The 21,149-nt window shown below is 53.1% G+C and carries 17 protein-coding genes; 6 read left to right on the top strand and 11 right to left on the bottom strand.

The window, feature by feature from the left end; genetic code table 11:
• Positions 1–40 precede the first annotated feature (40 nt).
• Positions 41–889 carry an MIP/aquaporin family protein gene (locus D5398_RS20895; protein ID WP_120509346.1) on the bottom strand — a complete coding sequence of 283 codons (849 nt, stop codon included), beginning with the start codon at positions 887–889 and terminating at the stop codon, positions 41–43.
• A 575-nt stretch (positions 890–1,464) separates the two neighbouring features.
• Here D5398_RS20895 and zapB point away from each other — a divergent pair.
• Positions 1,465–1,704 (top strand): septal ring assembly protein ZapB, encoded by a 240-nt coding sequence (gene zapB, locus D5398_RS20890; protein ID WP_013577585.1) that lies wholly within the window; start codon positions 1,465–1,467, stop codon positions 1,702–1,704.
• Positions 1,705–1,768: 64 nt separating this feature from the next.
• Here zapB and rraA read toward each other — a convergent pair whose 3' ends face one another.
• The 7 genes from rraA to priA form a co-directional block, all read right to left on the bottom strand.
• Positions 1,769–2,254, bottom strand: coding sequence for a ribonuclease E activity regulator RraA (gene rraA, locus D5398_RS20885; protein WP_104923992.1), 486 nt, complete (start codon positions 2,252–2,254; stop codon positions 1,769–1,771).
• Positions 2,255–2,374: 120 nt separating this feature from the next.
• Entirely contained in the window at positions 2,375–3,301 is a 927-nt protein-coding gene (locus D5398_RS20880) for a 1,4-dihydroxy-2-naphthoate polyprenyltransferase (RefSeq protein ID WP_120509345.1), read from the bottom strand.
• A gap of 96 nt (positions 3,302–3,397) precedes the next feature.
• Entirely contained in the window at positions 3,398–4,732 is a 1,335-nt protein-coding gene (gene hslU / locus D5398_RS20875; protein ID WP_120509344.1) for an HslU--HslV peptidase ATPase subunit, read from the bottom strand.
• Between the two features lie 12 nt (positions 4,733–4,744).
• Entirely contained in the window at positions 4,745–5,275 is a 531-nt protein-coding gene (gene hslV, locus D5398_RS20870) for an ATP-dependent protease subunit HslV (protein WP_120509343.1), read from the bottom strand.
• A gap of 115 nt (positions 5,276–5,390) precedes the next feature.
• A complete protein-coding gene (gene ftsN, locus D5398_RS20865) occupies positions 5,391–6,329 on the bottom strand; it encodes a cell division protein FtsN (protein ID WP_120509342.1) in 939 nt (312 codons plus the stop codon).
• A gap of 120 nt (positions 6,330–6,449) precedes the next feature.
• On the bottom strand, positions 6,450–7,478 hold the full coding sequence (cytR, locus tag D5398_RS20860) for a DNA-binding transcriptional regulator CytR (RefSeq protein WP_120509341.1): 1,029 nt from the start codon (positions 7,476–7,478) through the stop codon (positions 6,450–6,452).
• Positions 7,479–7,681: 203 nt separating this feature from the next.
• Positions 7,682–9,877, bottom strand: a complete 2,196-nt coding sequence (priA, locus tag D5398_RS20855; protein ID WP_120509340.1) for a primosomal protein N' — start codon at positions 9,875–9,877, stop codon at positions 7,682–7,684.
• A gap of 201 nt (positions 9,878–10,078) precedes the next feature.
• Here priA and rpmE point away from each other — a divergent pair, with 201 nt between their 5' ends.
• Positions 10,079–10,291, top strand: a complete 213-nt coding sequence (gene rpmE, locus D5398_RS20850) for a 50S ribosomal protein L31 (protein WP_112289349.1) — start codon at positions 10,079–10,081, stop codon at positions 10,289–10,291.
• Positions 10,292–10,444: 153 nt separating this feature from the next.
• Here rpmE and metJ read toward each other — a convergent pair whose 3' ends face one another.
• Positions 10,445–10,762, bottom strand: a complete 318-nt coding sequence (gene metJ / locus D5398_RS20845) for a met regulon transcriptional regulator MetJ (protein ID WP_004392248.1) — start codon at positions 10,760–10,762, stop codon at positions 10,445–10,447.
• 330 nt (positions 10,763–11,092) lie between these two features.
• Here metJ and metB point away from each other — a divergent pair, with 330 nt between their 5' ends.
• From metB to metF, 3 genes are all read left to right on the top strand, one after another.
• Complete coding sequence (gene metB / locus D5398_RS20835; RefSeq protein ID WP_120509338.1) at positions 11,093–12,253, top strand: cystathionine gamma-synthase; 1,161 nt, start codon at positions 11,093–11,095, stop codon at positions 12,251–12,253.
• Positions 12,254–12,255: 2 nt separating this feature from the next.
• On the top strand, positions 12,256–14,691 hold the full coding sequence (locus D5398_RS20830; RefSeq protein WP_120509337.1) for a bifunctional aspartate kinase/homoserine dehydrogenase II: 2,436 nt from the start codon (positions 12,256–12,258) through the stop codon (positions 14,689–14,691).
• A gap of 246 nt (positions 14,692–14,937) precedes the next feature.
• Entirely contained in the window at positions 14,938–15,846 is a 909-nt protein-coding gene (metF, locus tag D5398_RS20825; RefSeq protein WP_120509336.1) for a methylenetetrahydrofolate reductase, read from the top strand.
• A gap of 72 nt (positions 15,847–15,918) precedes the next feature.
• On the opposite strand, the gene ppc is transcribed toward metF, so the two are convergent.
• Both ppc and argE read right to left on the bottom strand, forming a co-directional pair.
• Positions 15,919–18,564: a phosphoenolpyruvate carboxylase gene (gene ppc / locus D5398_RS20820; RefSeq protein ID WP_120509335.1), complete on the bottom strand. Its 2,646-nt coding sequence runs from the start codon at positions 18,562–18,564 to the stop codon at positions 15,919–15,921.
• Positions 18,565–18,854: 290 nt separating this feature from the next.
• Positions 18,855–20,006: an acetylornithine deacetylase gene (argE, locus tag D5398_RS20815; protein ID WP_120509334.1), complete on the bottom strand. Its 1,152-nt coding sequence runs from the start codon at positions 20,004–20,006 to the stop codon at positions 18,855–18,857.
• Between the two features lie 137 nt (positions 20,007–20,143).
• Between argE and argC the strand changes: the two genes are divergently transcribed.
• Complete coding sequence (gene argC / locus D5398_RS20810) at positions 20,144–21,148, top strand: N-acetyl-gamma-glutamyl-phosphate reductase (protein WP_120509333.1); 1,005 nt, start codon at positions 20,144–20,146, stop codon at positions 21,146–21,148.
• Position 21,149 lies beyond the last annotated feature (1 nt).

Genomic DNA, 21,149 nt, shown 5'->3' with positions numbered 1-21,149 from the left:
TCATCCTGCGAATAAGTAAGCTGTGGAACAGTTTAGCCGATCAGGCCTTACGCTGTTTGGTTGGCTGCTGCGCTTTATCTTCTGCCGGCACATTAATCTGATGTGGCAGATGGCGACTAATCAATGCTTTATAACCGGCGGCACCCAAGGCAGCACCCACCAGCGGACCGAAAATTGGCACCAGGAAATAAGGAATATCGCGGGCACCGGTGAAGGCAACTTTGCCCCAGCCAGCGAAGTACGCGAAAAGCTTAGGACCGAAGTCACGAGCCGGGTTCAGTGCGAATCCGGTCAAAGGACCCATTGATGCACCGATAACCGCAATCAGAATACCGATAAGCAGCGGTGCCAGCGGACCACGTGGCAGGCCGTTACCGTCGTCGGTCAGGCCGAGGATCAGTGCCATCAGAACCGCAGTAATCACAGTTTCAACGAAGAAGGCCTGCAATACGCTGATGTGCGGGTTTGGATAGGTCGAGAAAATACCGGCCAGATCCAGACTTTCGACACTACCGCGCACCATATTGTGGCTTTGCTCGAAATCGAAGAACAGATTGTAGTACAGGCCGTAGACCAGTGCGGCGGCGCAGAAGGCGCCTGCGACCTGCGCGATGATGTAAGGCAGAACTTTGCGTCCTTCAAAGTTCGCGAACAAACATAAGGCGACGGTTACAGCCGGGTTCAGGTGTGCGCCTGAAATTGCAGCAGTCAGGTAAATGGCCATTGCCACACCAAACCCCCAGACGATACTGATTTCCCACTGGCCAAAGGATGCTCCGGCAAGTTTCAGCGCAGCAACACAGCCTGCACCGAAGAAAATGATAAGCCCGGTACCCAGAAACTCAGCGATGCACTGACCTTTTAATGTGGAACTCATGGTTTGGCTCATAGTTTGATCCTGCTAAGGATGATGTTAATGGTTAGTTATAGTTTTTCTGTCATGCGTACGTGAACGTAATCGGATTTTGACGTTCATCATTAAATGAGAACGTAATGTGAATTTATCGTTAACGAGCATAAACGAGAAATAGCGAAATCAAATTTTGTGTGTTGTGTCATAAAAATGAGCGATTTCGCGTATTATCGGAGCATCAGGCGCAGCGGAAAGTCCGTGATTTAACATTTCAGGGCCGCTTTTGAGGTAACGAACATGAAAGGGGATTTCAGTACAGTCGCCAAGGTTATTTGGTATTAAGGCAGATTTCTGGCGGCTGACGCTGCTTTTTAGGCATTTCCTGATATTCGGGGCGGTAAAATTGCAACAGACTGCGTGGATAAAGGGGTTCCTGGTAGACAGGGCAAAGCTGGCTACATACAATCACCCGTTAAGACACCTGACGTTTCTACGAAATTCTGATTTGAATTCGTTATGAAAATCGGCGGAGTGCAGGAATTTTTGAGCCGTGTCCGGACGATGCGGCAGAACATAAGATGTGCGCCTTGCGAACATAAGGGGACCGAAAAATGTCATTTGAAGTATTTGAGAAATTAGAAGCTAAAGTTCAGCAAGCGATTGATACCATCACTCTGTTGCAGATGGAAATCGAAGAACTGAAAGAGCAGAACAACACCCTGTCTCAGGAAGTTCAGCAGGCCAGCGGCAACCACGAGTCTCTGGTGCGTGAAAATGCGCAGCTGAAAGAAGAACAACACGTATGGCAGGATCGTCTGCGTGCATTGTTGGGAAAAATGGAGGAAGTCTGAGTACTTCCGCCATTAAATGAAAAAGGACGCCAAGGCGTCCTTTTTTGTGTCTGAAAACAGCGGTTTATTCGATATCGAGCGGATCTTCTGACAGCACGATGCCGGTATTGTCGGCATACAGATGATCGCCGGAGAAGAAGGTGACGCCGCCAAAATTGACACGAATGTCGCTTTCGCCGATCCCTTCACTGCCTGCGCCCGCAGGAATGGCTGCCATCGCCTGAATGCCGATGTCGAGCTCTTCCAGATCGTCTACCTGACGGACAGCACCGTAAATCACAATGCCTTCCCATTCGTTTTGCAGCGCCTGGCGTGCCAGTCCGGCATCCAGCAATGCGCGACGAACAGAGCCGCCACCATCGACCACTAACACGCGGCCACGGCCATTTTCTTCCAGCAGATCATAAAGCAAGCCATTATCTTCGAAGCATTTCACTGTTGTGATTTGCCCGCCAAATGAAGTACGGCCGCCAAAATTGGAGAACAGGGGTTCGACGACATTCACTTCTTCATGGTAGATGTCGCAAAGTTCGGAAGTATCGTATTTCATAGGATTTCATCTGGTTGCTGCATGAGTGTTCAGTATATCCCTTTCCGGCAGATGTTGGCAAAATCATCAATTGTTAAATGTGAAAAGTGGCCCGATAAACGCACGTCAGGCCAACTTGCCTCAGTTGAGCAACAGACCTATTGCAAACAAGACGTTAGTCAGCAACGCCGCTTTCACCATATGTTCCAGCAGGGGACGTACCCCGGTGGATGTTTTGGCCCGCATTACACGCATGACGTGTTTTGCCAGCATCGGAATGGCCAGAATAAACAACCAGCCGGTCCAGTGATGCAAATGTACGGCGGAGAATATTGCCAGACACACGACAGCAGCCGTCAGAATGGTTGCATGATAGCGACGGGCATTAACCGGACCGAGCCGTACAGCCAGCGTGTTCTTGCCATTCGCGCTGTCGGTTTCGATATCGCGCAAATTATTGATATTCAGAACGGCAGTTGAGAGCAAACCGGTTGCTGTTGCCGGTAACATCACAATCCAGTCAAAATATCCTGCCTGTAAATAGAACGTCCCCGCGACGCTTATCCAGCCAAAGAAAATCAGTACGGAAATATCGCCAAGCCCCATGTAACCGTAAGGACGTGTGCCGACGGTGTAAGTGATAGCTGCGCCAATCGAAAGCAGACCGAGGATCAGGAACCCCACCACATCGCTTGGTTTGTGGCAGGCGACGGCAATCAGCGCAATTCCGCAAACAATGGTCACCGCGATAGTCAGTATGATGGCGCGTTTCATCTGCGCGGCCGTAATCAGACCTTTTTGCATACCGCGCAAAGGCCCGACGCGATCGGGCGTATCGCTGCCTTTTTCGGCGTCGCCATAGTCATTGGCCAGATTCGACAGGATTTGCAGACAACCGGCGGTCAGCAGCGCCAGAAGCGCGGTTAACGGATGGAAAACGCCTTGCAGGCTGGCAATGGCAGAACCCATGACGATAGAGGCAAAAGCCAGGGGCAACGTTTTCGGACGCAGGCTTTCCAGCCACGCGCGGGCAGGCGTTGTCGGGGTGCAGGGAGTCATTGTGCTCATAGGTGATTTCGCTCAGGTGAAGAATCAGTCCGAAATCTAAAAAAATCAGGGAGGCAAACGCCTCCCTGAAGATCACTTTCGGAACGTATGAGCAAATTATAAGATAAAACGGCTCAGATCTTCATCAGCTACCAGCTGGTCAAGGTGGCTTCTAACATAATCTGCATCAATGTTTATGGAGATTCCGTTACTTTCACTCGCGTCATAGGAGATATCTTCCATCAGACGCTCCAGAACGGTATGCAGTCGACGCGCACCAATATTCTCGGTGGTTTCGTTAACCTGCCATGCCGCTTCGGCAATACGACGTATGCCATCAGCCGTGAAATCAATCGTCACGCCTTCGGTTGCCATCAGCGCTTTGTACTGATGTGTCAGCGAAGCACTTGGCTCAGTCAGGATGCGTTCGAAGTCTTCTGTCGACAGTGCCTGCAGTTCCACACGGATTGGCAGACGGCCCTGCAATTCAGGGATCAGGTCTGACGGACTGGCCGTCTGGAATGCACCGGAAGCGATAAACAGAATGTGATCCGTTTTCACCATGCCGTGTTTGGTCGAAACCGTACACCCTTCCACCAGCGGCAGCAGGTCGCGCTGAACGCCTTCACGGGAAACGTCAGGACCGGAACTCTGGCCGCCGCGTTTACAGATTTTGTCGATCTCATCGATGAACACGATACCGTGCTGTTCAACGGATTCGATAGCCTGCTCTTTCAGCTCTTCCGGGTTCACCAGTTTCGCCGCTTCTTCTTCAACCAGCAGCTTATACGCTTCTTTGATTTTCAGTTTACGCGGTTTCTGTTTCTGACCGGCCATGTTCTGGAACATGGATTGCAGCTGGTTGGTCATTTCTTCCATGCCCGGAGGGGACATGATTTCAACGCCCATTGGCGCAGCGGCCAGATTGATTTCGATTTCTTTATCGTCGAGCTGACCTTCGCGCAGTTTTTTGCGGAAATTCTGGCGTGCGGCAGAAGGTTCCTGCGCTTCATCGGACTGTCCCCAGTTGTTTTTAGCAGGCGGGATCAGTACGTCGAGAATGCGCTCTTCGGCCATTTCTTCGGCGCGGTAACGGTTTTTCTCAATGGATTGCAGGCGCACCATTTTCACGGCGGAATCGGTCAGATCGCGGATAATAGAATCCACTTCTTTACCGACATAACCCACCTCGGTGAATTTGGTGGCTTCAACTTTGATGAACGGCGCATTAGCCAGTTTAGCCAGGCGACGCGCGATTTCGGTTTTACCGACACCGGTCGGGCCGATCATCAGAATGTTTTTCGGTGTGACTTCATGGCGCAGCGCTTCATCAAGCTGCATGCGGCGCCAGCGGTTACGCAAAGCAATGGCCACAGCGCGTTTCGCTTTATCCTGGCCAATGATGTAGCTGTCTAACTCGCTGACAATCTCGCGCGGGGTCATCTCAGACATAATTTTCGATCCTTACGCTTTAGAAGACAATTCTTCGATAGTTTGGAAATGGTTGGTGTAGATACAGATATCACCCGCAATGCTCAGCGATTTTTCCACGATATCACGTGCGCCAAGCTCTGAGTTTTCCAGCAAAGCGCGGGCTGACGCTTGCGCGTATGGGCCACCGGAACCAATCGCGATCAGATCATTTTCAGGCTGAATAACGTCACCGTTACCGCTGATAATAAGCGAGGCGTTTTCATCCGCCACGGCCAGAAGAGCTTCCAGACGACGTAACATGCGGTCGGTACGCCAGTCTTTTGCCAGTTCAACGGCAGCTTTCACCAGATGACCCTGGTGCATTTCCAGTTTGCGTTCGAACAGCTCAAACAGCGTGAAGGCATCAGCCGTACCGCCAGCAAAACCGGCGATCACTTTATCGTTATAGAGGCGACGTACTTTTTTGACGTTGCCCTTCATGACGGTATTTCCCAATGTGGCCTGGCCATCACCACCAATAACGACCTTGCCGTTGCGGCGTACACTTACAATTGTTGTCACGAGCAGTTCCTCGTTGCAGACGGAAAAGATCCCCGTAGGTTTGCGCGACACTGAATGTGTCTCACAAACTTACGGGGCATATTGAAAGTATAGATTGGGGAAGGATTACGAGTTTTCAACCCCCGGTTGCGACGGGGATGCAACCGGAGATGCCAGCGCCTTTGAGGCGCGATAGTGTGCTGTCAGCACCCGAACGGCTGTTGTACGGGCCGATGACGACGCGACTCCAGCCACCGCCGTTAGTGATCCGGCCTTCAAAACCTTCGAATGCCAGCTTGGCACGCTGGGATTCCGCCTGCTCAGATCCTTTGAACGAACCACATTGAACCAGAAAGTGCTGGGTTTTTTCCTGCGCTTTCGGTTTCTCCGGCGCGACCTGGGTAATTGCTGCCGGTTGTTGCGGTTTCGCCACTTCTTTCGGCACCTCTTTCACTGGTTCTTTAACCTGTGGCTTCGGTTTTGGCTGAACGGGCTGCGTTTGCACCTGAGCCTGCGGCGCACGTACCGGCTGAGTCTGCGGCGTATAGGTCGGCTGTGGCTGGACCTGACGCGGCTGAGTCGGTATCGGTTGCTGCTGCTGAACCTGACGCTGTGCTGGCGCTGTGCGCGTTTGTGTCGCCTGATTTGGATCGTTATACGGCACTTCCGACAGTTGTGTCGGCGTCTGGCGCATATCGGCCTGCATCTGTTCGAGCAGCTGACGTTGTTCCGGCGTCAGTTGTGTTTTGGATTCGACCTGGCCGCCCGCTGTCGGTTCGGTTGGCGTAGTCACGCCTATCTGGCGGTTTTCCAGCTCTTTGATGTAGCGCCAGCGTTCTTCTGGCTTAGGTGGCAATCCATTACCAGGACGGACAGCGTGCGTCGGTAATACCGCCGCTTCTTCATGTTTATTGTGCGCAATAAAATAGAGGCCACCGACAAACACCACCAGCACCGCAACGGCTAACACCACCATGGTTTTGGAGATCGTTGGGGAACTGCGTTTTTTACTCCGGCTGGTACTTTTCCGCCGCGCTCCTGAGCGCCCACGGCTTACATAGTCTCTTTGTGCCACTATCGTTTCGCTGTGTCGTGATAAATGAAGAAGTGCGTCATGTTACTCAACCCTGAACATTTACTGAAATTAAAACTCAATTGCTGAAATCAAAATCACTGAACAGCAATCAAAACTGACTCACGTTTTTGGGGCGGCGGTGCTTTCACGCACGACCAGTTCGCTATCAAGCAGCAGTGAACCGCTTTGTACCTGATTTCCCTGCAACTGCTCAAGTAATAATAACATGGCCTGACGACCAAGCTGGAATCTTGGCTGCGCGACAGTGGTCAACGGAGGATCGGTATACTGGCTGGCCTTGATGTCATCGAAGCCGACGACCGACAGATCTTCCGGGATGCGCAAACCCATTTTTTTCGCCTGGAACATCGCGCCAATCGCCATAATATCGTTATGGCAGAAAATCGCCGTAGGCGGCACGGGCAGGGACATCAGTTCGGTAACGGCCTGTGCTCCGGATTCATAACTGAAATCACCGTGTACGGAGAGCTGACTTTCGACGCTCAGCCCGTTGCGGCGCAGCGCCTGTACGTAACCTTGTGAACGGTACTGGCACAGCGGCATATGTTTCGGCCCGGCGATGCAGGCAATGCGCTGATGCCCCAGTTTGAGGAGATAATGTACGGCTTCAAACGCGGCGGTCAGATTATCGATGTGTACCGTTGGCAGTTCGAGTTCCGGCGCAAATTCGTTGGCCATCACCATCGGTGGCAAATTGCGTTGTTCTTCTTTGCTGGCGTCGAAAGGTAAATCGGAGCCGAGCAGCAGCATGCCGTCAATTTGCTTGGTAATGATCAGATTGATGAAGGTTTTTTCTTGCTGATTCTGCTGGGCACAATCGCCAATGAGCACCAGGTAGCCGCTTTCAGCCGCCGTTCGTTCGATCCCCTGGATCAGGTCGGCAAAAAACGGATCGCAAATGTCCGGGACGATCACCAGGATCGTACGCGATTCGTTACGTTTCAGGTTGCGGGACAAGGCGTGAGGAGAATAACCCACTGCCATGACGGCCTGATCAACCTTCTGACGGGTAGAGGCGGAGACTTTCTCCGGATTCATTAACGCGCGGGATACCGTTGCTGTTGAAACGCCTGCCTGTTCAGCCACATCTTTCATTGTCGCGGCGGGTAATTCTTTCTTGTGCTCCAACGTCTCTCTCCTTGCAACAGCATCAAACTGACACAACAGCATCAACATTCCTCACCTGGCTACCGATGATGTGTAGCACATCACATTCTAAACAGAATGTGAGTAGGATTTGTTACCTAATTTGCATTAAAAGTGTGATGCAGATGCTTTTTTCGATCCATCACGCAGAAATCCTGACTAATTATGCGGATTTCCCTCAGGGATCAGCTGTCAATCGGGTCGACATCCAGCGTCCATTTCACTTTTTTAGCTTGCGGCAGGCTGGCAATCAATGGCTGAGAACTTTTGATCAGATGCTGCAAAACGCGCCGTGAAGGATGCTGTAGCAGCAACTGCCAGCGGAAGCGTCCGCTGCGTTTGGCCTGCAAAGCGGGAACCGGCCCTAAAATCCACAGCGAATCATCCTTCAGCGGGCTCGATTCGAGCAGATTGCGTAACTGCTGGAGAAACAGCGCCGACTGCTGATTATCATGATCTTCAGAGCGGATCAGAATATGGCTGGTAAAAGGAGGAAGAAACACGCTCTTACGTTCCGCCAGCGTTTGTCTGGCGAACTCGTCATAGCCTTGCTGCAACAGAACCTGCAATAGCGGATGCTCAGGATGATGCGTTTGCAGGACCACTTCACCCGGTTTACCGGCACGTCCGGCACGGCCTGAAACTTGCGTATAAAGCTGGGCAAAGCGCTCGGCAGAACGGAAATCCGCCGAGAACAGCGCGCCGTCGACATCCAGTAATGACACCAGCGTGACGTCAGGAAAGTGATGTCCTTTCGCCAGCATCTGCGTGCCGATAAGAATACGCGCGCCGCCGCGATGGACTTCATTCAAATGCTGTTCCAGCGAGCCTTTGCGGCTGGTGGTATCGCGGTCAATACGCGTGATAGGCGTATCTGGGAACAACGGCGCGATTTCGTTTTCCAGCTGTTCAGTGCCTACGCCAACGGAAACCAGCTGCGTTGATCCGCAGTGCGGACACTGATGCGGCACGGCGCGCTGGCTATCGCAATGGTGGCAGCGCAACTGACGCTGATTCTGGTGCAGAGTGTAATAGTGATCGCAGCGCTGACATTCAGCAATCCAGCCGCATTCGTGGCAAAGCAGGGCAGGTGCATAACCGCGGCGATTGAGGAACAACATCACCTGATTATCGGCTTTCAGATGTTCATGCATCTTCTGAATTAACGGCTGAGACAGCCCGACTTTCAGCTGCAACCCTTTTAAATCCAGTAAATTCTGGCGGGCGAGTTTGGCATTCCCGGCGCGCTTGGTCAGTTTCAGCTGGCGATATTTCCCCAGTTCCACGTTATGCAGAGTTTCCAGCGCAGGCGTCGCAGAACCCATAATAATCGGGATGTTTTCAGCATGAGCGCGGTACACCGCCAGGTCGCGTGCGTGATAGCGCCAGCCTTCCTGCTGCTTATAAGAACTGTCGTGTTCTTCATCGATAATAATGACGCCCAGCCGCGCGAACGGCGTAAAGAGCGACGAGCGGGTGCCGATGACAATTCCGGCTTCGCCATTACGCGCCCGCAACCAGACGGCGAGACGTTCACTGTCGTTCAGGCCGGAATGCAGTACATCCACCGGCGCGCTGAAACGTTCACGAAAGCGCGCGATGGTTTGCGGCGTCAGGCCGATTTCCGGTACCATCACCAGCGCCTGACGGCCCTGCGCCAGAATGTTTTCCAGTACGCTCAGATAAACTTCTGTTTTACCTGAACCTGTCACACCGGCCAGCAGCCACGCGGAAAATTGCTGATCTTCACTGCGGATTGCGCCAACGGCAGTGGCCTGTTCAGTATTAAGGCGCAGACGCTCGCCCACCACTGAGAAATCTTTACGCCAGTCGAGCGTGGCGGGTGCGATACTGCGTAAATCCGTCAGCCCTTTGGCGCGTAATGCCTGCAACGCCGTGTCCGTGAGGTCAAGATCGGCGACCTGATGGCGGTAAAGCGGTTTTTGCATCAGCGCAGCCATCGCCTGCTGTTGCTTAGGCGCACGTTTAAGGCTGTCGAGCGGGGTAGCGCGCCCCTGTTCGGTGGCGAACCATTGCCACAGTGGCGTGAGTTCGGCGGGTTTCCCCTGACGCAGTAAAACCGGCAGTGCATGGAAAAGCACTTCACCTATCGGATAATGATAATAGTCGGCAGCCCAGAACAGGATGCGCCACAAATCAGGGGTAAAAAGACTGGAACTGTCGAGCACTTCGCGCACAGGTTTTAGCTTATCCAGGCCAAAATCACTGGATTCACTGACGTTAACAACAATGCCGATAGCGTCGCGTTTACCGAAAGGCACACTGACCCTGCAACCTTTTGAAACCGGCATGTCAGGCGGCAACAGATAGTCGAAAGTACGGGCGAGCGGGACGGGTAAAGCAACGTGGGCAACAGGCATTGTGGGTCCAGACTATAAAAAAATGACGAGATAGTGTACACTGTGTCCTTCGAAATGCATGAACATCATTGCGTGGTTCTCAGAGATTCTGTATGATTCGCCGCCTTTGGTGCATTTCGTACTCAAAGCCTATCATCCACTACGCGTGGTGTCTGACAGAACAGGGTTGGATAGCGACGCGGCCTTAAGAAGAGGTTTTCCATGAAAAAAGGTATTCACCCTAAATACGTAGAAGTTACTGCAAACTGCTCATGCGGTAACGTTATCAAAACTCACTCAACTGTGGGTCATGATCTGAACCTGGACGTTTGTGGCGAATGTCACCCGTTCTACACTGGTAAGCAACGTGAAGTCGCTACCGGTGGCCGCGTTGACCGCTTCAACAAGCGTTTCAGCGTTCCAAGCAGCAAATAAGCTACGCTTGAGAGCAAAAAAAGGCGCCTTTGGCGCCTTTTTTGTTGCCTGTCGTTTCACTTCCCGCCAGACAAATCTTCTGCAATTACAAAGACACTGAAAAAACGCGCGACGGTTCGCACGGTCTTTCAGCACTTCTTTGCAACATCGCGATCAGTATTCCCAGGTATCAGGATCCACACCCAGTTCACGCATCAGGATCTTCGCCGCTTCCGGGATTTCGTCACTGCGTTCTTTACGCAGGTCTTCGTCATTCGGCAAAGGCTGACCGGTGAAGGCATGAAGGAAAGCTTCGCACAATAATTCACTGTTGGTCGCATGACGCAGGTTGTTCACCTGGCGACGGGTGCGCTCATCAGTCAGAATTTTGAGGACTTTCAGCGGAATGGATACCGTGATTTTCTTAACTTGTTCGCTTTTCTTACCGTGTTCAGCGTAAGGGCTGACATATTCGCCGTTCCACTCAGCCATGGGACACCTTAAATTTATAAAAAAATAAAATTCTGAAAACCGCGTGATTATGCCCGATTTTCACTGTTCTCACTAAATAAATGTCGGGATTTGACAGGGATATCTCACGATTTCCTCTGCGGCATTGTTCGTTTTGTCACCTTGCGCTTAACTACCTCCGCGCGACAGATCTGCCTGACATCTTCATTAACGCCATAATTTTAGCGGGTATTGCTCTGTTGCTCAATCTATACGCAAAGAAGTTTAGATGTCCAGATGTATTGACGTCTATAACTCCGGGCGTTACTCTTGACACCCTCATCCTCCGCATTTCGTCAGGAAGAAATGATTATGACGCACAAGCAAGCCACCATTGCCGTGGGCAGTGGCCTGAACAATGATCAGCAATATGGTTGTGTAGTTCCGCCAATCTACCTTTCCAGTACTTACAACTTTGAAGATTTCAATCAGCCAAGAGCCCATGACTATTCGCGTCGCGGTAATCCGTCACGTGATGTGGTCCAGCGTGCGCTGGCTGATCTGGAAGGGGGTGCCGGTGCGGTACTGACCAGCAGCGGTATGTCTGCTATTCATCTGGTATGTACGGTCTTTCTGAAACCTGGCGATTTACTGGTTGCGCCGCACGATTGCTACGGCGGCAGTTACCGTCTGTTCGACAGCCTGAGCAAGCGTGGCGCCTATCGCGTGCTGTTTGTCGATCAGGGCGACCCGCAGGCGCTGGCTGAAGCACTGAAAGAACAACCGAAGCTGGTGCTGATTGAAACCCCGAGCAACCCGTTGCTGCGTGTCGTGGACATTCAGGCGATTTGCGATGCGTCCCGCGACGCCGGTGCGCTGACTGTGGTGGATAACACCTTCCTCAGTCCGGCCTTGCAGAACCCGTTGCAGCTTGGGGCGGATTTAGTCGTCCATTCGTGTACGAAATATCTTAACGGGCATTCTGATGTGGTCGCCGGTACGGTAATATCTAAGACCGCAGAACACGCGACAGAACTGGCGTGGTGGGCGAACAACATCGGTGTGACCGCCGCAGCCTTTGACAGCTATCTGTTATTGCGTGGTCTGCGCACGCTGACCGTTCGCGTGAAACAGCAGCAGGAAAATGCACTGGCAATTGTTGCTTATTTACAGAAACAATCGCAGGTCAAAAAGCTGTATCATCCGTCGCTGCCGGAAAATCAGGGCCATGAAATTGCCCGCCGTCAGCAACGTGGCTTCGGTGCCATGATCAGTTTTGAATTTAACGGAGATGAAGCTCAGTTGCGCCATTTCCTGAAAGAATTGAAGTTATTTACCCTCGCAGAATCACTGGGGGGCGTCGAAAGCCTGATTTCTCATACCGCGACCATGACGCATGCTGGCATGGCGCCAGAAGCGCGTAAAGCCGCCGGGATTTCTGACAGCTTGCTCCGTATTTCTGTAGGTCTTGAAGACAGCGAAGATTTGATTGCTGATCTGGAACACGCATTCCAGTCAGTGGCAACGAGGTAAGTATGAATGCAATAGCGGTTGCAGCGCCGGCGGGAAGCCGTCAGTTGCACAAATTTGGTGGTAGCAGTCTGGCCGACGTGAAATGTTATCTGCGCGTTGCCGGGATCATGGCCGAGTATGCTAAGCCGGGTGACATGATGGTGGTGTCGGCGGCGGGCAGCACAACCAACCAGCTGATCAGTTGGCTGAAGCTCAGCCAGACAGACAGAATTGCCGCGCATCAGGTTCAGCAGGCTCTGCGCCGTTATCAGAGTGATTTGATAACCGGCCTGTTGCCGCCGGAAATGGCCGAACCGCTTATTGCTTCGTTTATTCATGATCTCGAACGTCTGGCCGTTTTGCTTGATGGTAAAATGACCGACGCGATTTACGCCGAAGTCGTCGGGCACGGCGAAGTCTGGTCTGCACGCCTGATGTCTGCGGTGTTATGCAAACTGGAATTACCGGCCGCCTGGCTGGATGCCCGTGAATTCCTGCGTGCTGAACGTGCCGCTCAACCTCAGGTGGATGAGGGCCGTTCGTATCCGCTGCTGCAACAACTTCTCGCGCAACATCCTCAGCAATATCTGGTGGTGACCGGCTTTATCGCCCGCAGCGAAGCGGGTGAAACCGTGTTGCTTGGCCGTAATGGCAGTGACTATTCCGCTACTCAGATTGGCGCACTCGCCGATGCCAGCCGCGTGACTATCTGGAGTGATGTGGCCGGTGTCTACAGCGCTGACCCGCGTAAAGTAAAAGATGCGTGTCTGCTGCCGTTGCTGCGCCTCGATGAAGCCAGTGAACTGGCGCGTCTGGCGGCCCCGGTATTGCACACCCGTACGCTTCAGCCGGTTTCCGGCAGCGATATCGATTTACAGCTGCGTTGCAGCTACCAGCCGGAGCAAGGCTCAACGCGTATTGAGCGCGTGCTGGCTTCCGGTACAGGTGCAAAAATTGTCACCAGCCACGATGATATCTGTCTGATCGAAATGGTCATTCCGTCCGGCCACGATTTTGGTCTGGCGCAAAAAGATGTTGAGCTGCTGCTGAAACGTGCGCAGATCAAACCGCTGTGTACCGGCATTCATCCTGACCGTAATTTGCTGCAACTTTGCTACACCTCCGAAGTGGCGGGCAGTGCGTTGCAGGTTCTTGAAGAGGCGGCACTTCCGGCGCGTCTGACGCTGCGTGAAGGGCTGGCGCTGGTGGCGCTGGTCGGTGCGGGGGTTTGCAAGAATCCGCTGCACAGCCACCGTTTTTATCAGGAAATGAAAGATCAGCCTGTCGAGTTTATATGGCAGGCCGAAGACGGCATCAGCCTGGTCGCTGTGCTGCGTATCGGCCCGACCGCGCACCTGATTCAGGGGCTGCACAAGACGCTGTTCCGTGCTGAAAAGCAAATCGGTCTGATGCTGTTTGGTAAAGGCAATATCGGCTCACGCTGGCTGGAACTGTTCGCCCGCGAGCAAAAGAACATTTCTGCCCGCAGCGGCTTTGAGTTCGTGCTGGCCGGTGTGGTCGACAGTAAGCGCAGCCTGCTTAATTATGAAGGGCTGGACGCCAGCCGTGCTCTGGCTTTCTTTGATGATGAAGCACAGGCGCACGATGAAGAATCGTTGTTCCTGTGGATGCGTGCGCATCCTTATGACGATTTAGTGGTGCTGGACGTCACCGCCAGCGCTGAACTGGCCGATCAGTATCTGGATTTCGCCAGTTACGGTTTCCACGTGATCAGCGCCAACAAGCTGGCTGGCGCGTCGGACACCCATAAATACCGCCAGATCCGCGATGCGTTTTCTAAAACTGACAGCCACTGGTTGTATAACGCCACTGTGGGCGCCGGTTTGCCGGTAAACCATACGGTGCGTGATTTGCGCGACAGCGGCGACAGCATTCTGGCCATCAGCGGGATTTTCTCCGGTACATTGTCGTGGCTGTTCCTGCAATTTGACGGCACGCTGCCGTTCACAGAACTGGTGGATTTGGCGTGGCAACAGGGGCTGACGGAGCCAGATCCGCGTGATGATTTATCCGGTCAGGATGTCATGCGTAAACTGGTGATTCTGGCGCGTGAAGCGGGATATGACATTGAACCGACGCAAGTTCGTGTTGAGTCGCTGGTGCCGGAGAGCTGTGTGACAGGTTCCGTCGATCAGTTCTTTGAAGACGGCGAGGCGTTGAACCAGCAAATGCTGCAACGTCTGGAAGCCGCCCGCGAAATGGGTTTGGTGCTGCGCTACGTGGCGCGGTTCGATGCGAACGGCAAAGCGCGCGTTGGTGTTGAAGCGGTGCGTGAGGATCATCCTCTGGCTTCCCTTTTACCATGCGATAACGTGTTTGCTATCGAAAGCCGCTGGTACCGCGATAACCCGCTGGTGATCCGCGGGCCGGGTGCAGGACGTGATGTCACCGCCGGTGCATTGCAGTCTGACCTTAATCGTCTGACTCAACTTCTGTAATTCCTTACTCCTGTCCGTCTCATGAAGGGCAGGAGTAAAAAATCTCCATTTTTCCTCATCTTCCCCGCAGCAAACATTCCCCAAAGTGAAATTCTTTCAGTTTGCGTGAAGATTAATCATCCTATCCCCTCATTTTAACGTTGACACTTTGCCCGCTTTCCGTCATTTTCTATCTATACGTTTAGACGTCCAAACGTCCATCATGACGAACCATAATAAAACGCAGTGATCCATGAGGTAGTGTTTATGAGCTTTTTCCACGCAAACCAGCGCGAAGCGCTGAATCAGAATCTGGCCGAGTTACAGGGTCAGATTAACGTTTCTTTCGAATTTTTCCCGCCGCGGACCAGCGAGATGGAAGATACGTTGTGGAGCTCTATTGACCGTCTCAGCAGCCTTAAACCCAAGTTTGTCTCTGTGACTTATGGCGCAAACTCCGGCGAGCGCGACCGCACGCACAGCATCATTAAAGGCATTAAAGAGCGTACCGGTCTGGAAGCGGCACCGCACCTGACCTGTATCGATGCCAGCCGTGATGAATTGCGCCAGATTGCAAAGGATTACTGGGACAGTGGCATTCGTCACATTGTGGCCCTGCGCGGGGATTTACCGGCAGGCGGCGGCAAACCCGAAATGTATGCCACCGATCTGGTGCATTTGCTGAAAGAAGTCGGCGACTTTGATATTTCTGTCGCGGCCTATCCGGAAGTGCATCCTGAAGCCAAAAGCGCGCAGGCTGATCTGATTAACCTGAAACGTAAAATTGACGCCGGTGCAAACCGCGCCATCACGCAATTCTTCTTCGATGTCGAAAGCTACCTGCGGTTTCGCGACCGCTGCGCCGGTCAGGGAATTGATGTAGAAATCGTGCCGGGCATTCTGCCGGTGTCCAACTTCAAGCAGCTGACGCGCTTTGCTACGATGACCAATGTGCGTGTGCCGAAATGGATGAACAGTCAGTTTGAAGGGCTGGATGATGATGCGGAAACCCGCAAAATGGTCGGTGCCAATATCGCAATGGACATGGTAAAAATCCTCAGCCGCGAAGGCGTGAAGGATTTCCACTTCTACACCCTGAACCGTGCAGAAATGAGCTACGCGATTTGCCACACGCTGGGTGTGCGCCCTGAAATCGCCGTGCCGGTTCGCGCTTAATCTTTTGCCCGATGCAGAATACAAAAAACCCGCGAATTCGCGGGTTTTTCTTTGGGTGCTTGTCTGCGGGAATTAGCCGGTATTACGCATACCTGCTGCCACACCAGCAATCGTCACCATCAGCGCCTGTTCAACGTTAGCGTCCTGTTTGCCGTCTTTCTCCAGCTCGCGGGAGCGGTGCAGCAATTCAGCCTGCAACACGTTCAGCGGGTCGGTGTAGACGTTACGCAGTGCGATGGATTCCGCAATCCACGGCAAGTCTTCCATCAGGTGATCGTCGTTAGAAATCGCCAAAATCACTTTGATATCACTCGCCAGCTGCTCACGCAGTTGCTGTCCAAGTGGCCACAGTTCTTCGCCAACCAGACGGTGGTCATAGTATTCCGCCAGCCACAGGTCCGCTTTCGCAAACACCATTTCCAGCATACCAATACGGGTGGAGAAGAATGGCCAGTCGCGGCACATGGTTTCGAGCTCGTCGCGTTTACCGCCATCCACCACAGCCTGCAAACCGGCACCGGCGCCCAGCCAGGCTGGCAGCATCAGTCGGTTTTGCGTCCAGGCGAAAATCCACGGAATAGCACGCAGGCTTTCAACACCGCCGCTGGCTTTACGTTTCGCCGGGCGCGAACCCAGTGGCAGTTTCGCCAGTTCCTGCTCAGGCGTTGCGGCGCGGAAGTAAGGCACGAAGTCTTTGTTCTCGCGAACGTAACCGCGGTACATCTTGCAAGACACATCAGACAGCTGTTCCATGATGTTGACCCAGGCTTGTTTCGGCTCAGGCGGTGGCAACAGGTTAGCTTCCAGAATCGCCGAGGTGTACAGCGCCAGGCTGCTGATGGTGACTTCCGGCAGACCGAATTTGAAGCGGATCATCTCGCCCTGTTCGGTGACGCGCAGGCCACCTTTCAGGCTGCCCGGAGGCTGAGACAACAATGCTGCCTGTGCCGGTGCGCCACCACGGCCAATAGAACCACCGCGTCCGTGGAACAGCGTCAGAGCAATCCCGGATTTCTCGCAGGTTTTGATCAATGCATCCTGCGCGCGATATTGCGCCCATGATGCCGCCATTACGCCCGCGTCTTTTGCGGAGTCGGAATAGCCAATCATCACCATCTGTTTGCCCTGAATGAAACCGCGATACCAGTCGATGCTCAGCAACTGCTTCATCACATCGTCGGCATTGTTCAGGTCGTCGAGCGTTTCGAACAGCGGCGCGACAGGCAGCGGGAACGGGCAACCGGCTTCTTTAAGCAGCAGATGCACGGCCAGCACGTCAGACGGAGTACGCGCCATTGAGATGACATACGCCGCAATCGAACCTTCCGGCGCTTCGGCAATCACCTGACAGGTATCGAGCACTTCTTTGGTATCTGCGCTAGGTTCCCAGTGACGTGGCACCAGCGGACGTTTTGAATTCAGTTCGCGGATCAGGAATGCCTGTTTGTCAGATTCTGACCAGCTTTCGTAATCGCCCAGCCCCAGATAACGGGTGATTTCAGCGATAGCGTCGGTATGGCGGGTGCTTTCCTGACGCACGTCGATACGGACCAGCGGCACGCCGAAACAGCGCACGCGGCGCAGGGTATCGAGCAACTGACCGTTGGCGATAATGCCCATGTTGCAAGCTTGCAGCGACTGGTAGCAGGCATACAGCGGTGCCCACAGCTGATCATTTTTCACCAGCAGATCGTGAGGTCGTGCAACGCGTTCGCCTTTCAGACGGGCTTCCAGATACACCTGAGTATTAGTCAGTTGCGAACGAAGCTGCTTCATGATTTCGCGGTAAGGTTCGAGGATGTCCGCACCACCGGCCAGCTCGCGCAGCTCCGGCGTACATTCGGTCATCGACAGCTCTGACACCAGCACTGCCACATCGCGCAGGAACAGGTCAGTTGCTTTCCAGCGGCTCAGTAACAGCACGTGACGGGTGATATCCGCGGTCACGTTCGGGTTACCATCGCGGTCGCCACCCATCCAGGAGGTAAAGCGAACCGGCACGGCTTCCACTGGCATTTTGTAATCCAGTGAAGATTCCAGCTGCTCATTCAGTTCGCGCAGGAAAGCCGGCACGCCTTCCCAAAGGCTGTTTTCTACTACCGCAAAGCCCCATTTGGCTTCATCCACCGGAGAAGGGCGATTTTTGCGGATTTCATCGGTATGCCATGACTGCGCGATCAACTGACGCAGGCGGCGCATGATTTGTTTGCGCTCGTAATCGGCCAGATCATTATGGTCGAGCTGCTTGAGGCAGTTATTCACTTCGACCAGTTTGTGGATCAGCGTACGGCGGGCAATTTCTGTCGGGTGCGCGGTCAGAACCAGTTCGATAGAAAGCTGGTCAACGGCATCCCGTAATTGCTGTTCAGAGAGATTTTTGGATTTCAGACGATCGAACAATTGCGCCAGCGCTTCAGGATTGCTGGCTGCTTCGCCGTGCGGCGAAATGCTGTGATATTGTTCCGCCACGTTGGCTAAATTCAGGAACTGGCTAAAAGCTCGGGCAACCGGCAGCAGCTCATCATTTGAGAGATTTTGCAGCGTTGACAGCAATTCCTGTCGATCCGCGTCGTTTCCGGCACGGGAGGATTTCGACAGCTTACGGATTTTCTCAACACGATCCAGGATATGCTCTCCCAACGTATCTTTGATCGTGTCACCTAGCAATTTACCTAAGGTGCTGACATTACTTCGCATTGCGGAATATTGTTCGTTCATATTACCTCTGACCCGTTCTCTCGTTTAATTTTTATTTTCTGTAAATAACTTTCACCCGTCAGGCATTCTTGCCCCGTTCACCCTGCCAACCTGGCCATACTTTTTAAATGCCACCCCTGTTTTAACCCAAAAAGCCCCGATCACTCACATGAAAAATGGTCTTTTTGGCGATGTCGCTGAAATTTAATTACAACAGCGACGATATCAGTTTGGCTAATCAACGTTTTGTACAGTATCAAAGGGCGCCCGTGAGCGCCCTGATTGTTTCTTCATCAATCCGTAATTCAGTATCAGTGATAACAGAAGTGATGAACGACCTGAGAAATCAGCTCGCGAGTTGGTTTAATGAACGCGGTATCAATATATTCGTCTGGCTGATGCGCCTGATCGATAGAACCCGGTCCGAGAACCAGCGTCGGGCACAGTTCCTGAATGAACGGCGCTTCGGTGCAGTAGTTAACGATTTCCGTTTCCACACCCAGCAGCTTTTCGACCACCTGCACCAGCGGGTGATCCGGCGGACACTCATAACCCGGGATCGGCGGATGCAGTTCCTCAATCGCCAGACGTCCCGGCCAGCGTTCGCTCACCGGTGCCAGCGCTTCATTGAGCAATCCGTTGATCTCGGACAGCGTCAGACCCGGCAGCGGGCGGATATCCATATGCATTTCGCAGCACGCACAAATACGGTTTGGCGCGTCGCCGCCGTTGATATACCCAAAGTTCATGGTCGGGTACGGGATCACGAAACCACTGTGGTTGTAACGGCTTTTCAGCGTATTGCGCAGCGTCATTAAATGGGTAATCGATTCATGCATCAGCTCAATCGCGTTCACGCCGCGTGAAGGATCACTGGAATGACCGGACTGGCCGGTGATGCGAATAGCATTCGACAAATGACCTTTGTGCGCACGAACGGGCTTCAGGGAAGTCGGTTCGCCAATGATGGCGCAATCGGGGCGGATTTTGGCGTTTTTGGAGAAATAGCTGGCACCGGCCATGGTGGTTTCTTCATCAGCGGTCGCCAAAATATACAGCGGTTTAGTCAGTTTGGTCAGGTCTACATCACGCAGTGAATCGAGGATAAAGGCGAAGAAACCTTTCATGTCGGCAGTACCCAGACCATAGAGCTTATTTTCATGCTCGGTGAGGGTGAACGGATCGCGTGTCCAGCGGCCATCATCGAACGGAACTGTGTCGGTGTGGCCGGCCAGCAGCAAGCCGCCAGCGCCTTCGCCGGTGCTGGCTAACATATTGAATTTATGGCGTGTTCCTGGAACGGGTTGCACTTCGACTTTGAAGCCTAAATCACCGAACCAGCCTGCCAGTAAATTGATTAACGTCTCATTGCTCTGGTCCAAAGCCGCGTCGGTTGCGCTGATGGAAGGCGTTGCAATTAACGCCCGGTAGAGCTCAATAAAAGGAGGTAATTTCATCTTCACTGTTGACAGCCTTTAGTTAGGGTAGTATTCATATTCATGCAATAATTGTGAATAAAAATACAATAAGCCAGCGCGTAAGGAAACCGGAAAAAATTCATCCGGCCCCTACCCAAAAATTGAGAAGGTGAACAAGCCCTATGTTGAATACGCTGATTGTTGGTGCCACAGGTTATGCCGGAGCCGAACTCGCCGCTTACCTGAATCGCCACCCACATATGAACATAACCGGTTTAACGGTTTCAGCGCAAAGTGCAGATGCAGGAAAATTGCTTTCTGATTTGCATCCTCAATTAAAAGGCATCGTCGATTTGCCTGTTTTGCCGCTGACTGATGTGGCGGAAGCAGCGAAAGGTGTCGATGTAGTATTTCTGGCGACCGCGCACGAAGTCAGCCACGATCTGGCGCCACAGTTTCTGGCGGCGGGCTGCGTGGTGTTTGATCTCTCGGGAGCCTTCCGCGTCAGCAAACCTGAGTTTTACACCGAATTCTACGGCTTCGAGCATCAGCATCTCGATTTGCTCGATAAAGCCGTGTATGGCCTGGCCGAATGGCAGGCTGACAAATTAAAAGACGCGCAGCTGATCGCCGTGCCGGGTTGTTACCCGACCGCTTCACAGCTGGCGCTTAAACCGCTTATCGAAAAGGGTCTGCTCAATGACGGCCAGTGGCCGGTCATCAACGCCACCAGTGGCGTCAGCGGCGCAGGTCGTAAAGCCACGCTCGGCAACAGCTTCTGCGAAGTCAGTCTTCAGCCTTACAAACTGTTCAGCCACCGTCATCAGCCGGAAATTGTCGAACACCTGGGCGTGCCGGTGATTTTCACCCCGCATCTGGGCAACTTCCCGCGCGGAATTCTGGCGACCATCACCTGCCGTCTGAACGCGGGTGTGACGGAGCAGGATGTGGCGGAAGCTTTCCATAATGCTTATCACGATAAACCGCTGGTGCGTTTGTACACCAAAGGTGTTCCGGCGCTGAAAGACGTGGTCGGTCTGCCGTTCTGCGATATCGGTTTTGCGGTGAAAGGCGAACACCTGATTGTGGTGGCGACGGAAGATAACGTGCTCAAAGGCGCCTCAGCACAGGCGGTTCAGTGCATGAATATCCGTTTCGGCTTCCCTGAAACGCAATCTCTGCTTTAAC

Source organism: Rahnella bruchi, assembly GCF_003614975.1.
Lineage (GTDB): Bacteria > Pseudomonadota > Gammaproteobacteria > Enterobacterales > Enterobacteriaceae > Rahnella > Rahnella bruchi.
This window is presented reverse-complemented; position numbering and strand designations above follow the sequence as displayed.

What these genes read in the sequence shown, in the direction of transcription:
- D5398_RS20895 (WP_120509346.1), bottom strand. Translation starts at nt 889, where the DNA reads ATGAGCCAAACCATGAGTTCCACATTAAAAGGTCAGTGCATCGCTGAG.
- zapB (WP_013577585.1), top strand. Translation starts at nt 1,465, where the DNA reads ATGTCATTTGAAGTATTTGAGAAATTAGAAGCTAAAGTTCAGCAAGCG.
- rraA (WP_104923992.1), bottom strand. Translation starts at nt 2,254, where the DNA reads ATGAAATACGATACTTCCGAACTTTGCGACATCTACCATGAAGAAGTG.
- D5398_RS20880 (WP_120509345.1), bottom strand. Translation starts at nt 3,301, where the DNA reads ATGAGCACAATGACTCCCTGCACCCCGACAACGCCTGCCCGCGCGTGG.
- hslU (WP_120509344.1), bottom strand. Translation starts at nt 4,732, where the DNA reads ATGTCTGAGATGACCCCGCGCGAGATTGTCAGCGAGTTAGACAGCTAC.
- priA (WP_120509340.1), bottom strand. Translation starts at nt 9,877, where the DNA reads ATGCCTGTTGCCCACGTTGCTTTACCCGTCCCGCTCGCCCGTACTTTC.
- rpmE (WP_112289349.1), top strand. Translation starts at nt 10,079, where the DNA reads ATGAAAAAAGGTATTCACCCTAAATACGTAGAAGTTACTGCAAACTGC.
- metJ (WP_004392248.1), bottom strand. Translation starts at nt 10,762, where the DNA reads ATGGCTGAGTGGAACGGCGAATATGTCAGCCCTTACGCTGAACACGGT.
- metB (WP_120509338.1), top strand. Translation starts at nt 11,093, where the DNA reads ATGACGCACAAGCAAGCCACCATTGCCGTGGGCAGTGGCCTGAACAAT.
- D5398_RS20830 (WP_120509337.1), top strand. Translation starts at nt 12,256, where the DNA reads ATGAATGCAATAGCGGTTGCAGCGCCGGCGGGAAGCCGTCAGTTGCAC.
- metF (WP_120509336.1), top strand. Translation starts at nt 14,938, where the DNA reads ATGAGCTTTTTCCACGCAAACCAGCGCGAAGCGCTGAATCAGAATCTG.
- ppc (WP_120509335.1), bottom strand. Translation starts at nt 18,564, where the DNA reads ATGAACGAACAATATTCCGCAATGCGAAGTAATGTCAGCACCTTAGGT.
- argC (WP_120509333.1), top strand. Translation starts at nt 20,144, where the DNA reads ATGTTGAATACGCTGATTGTTGGTGCCACAGGTTATGCCGGAGCCGAA.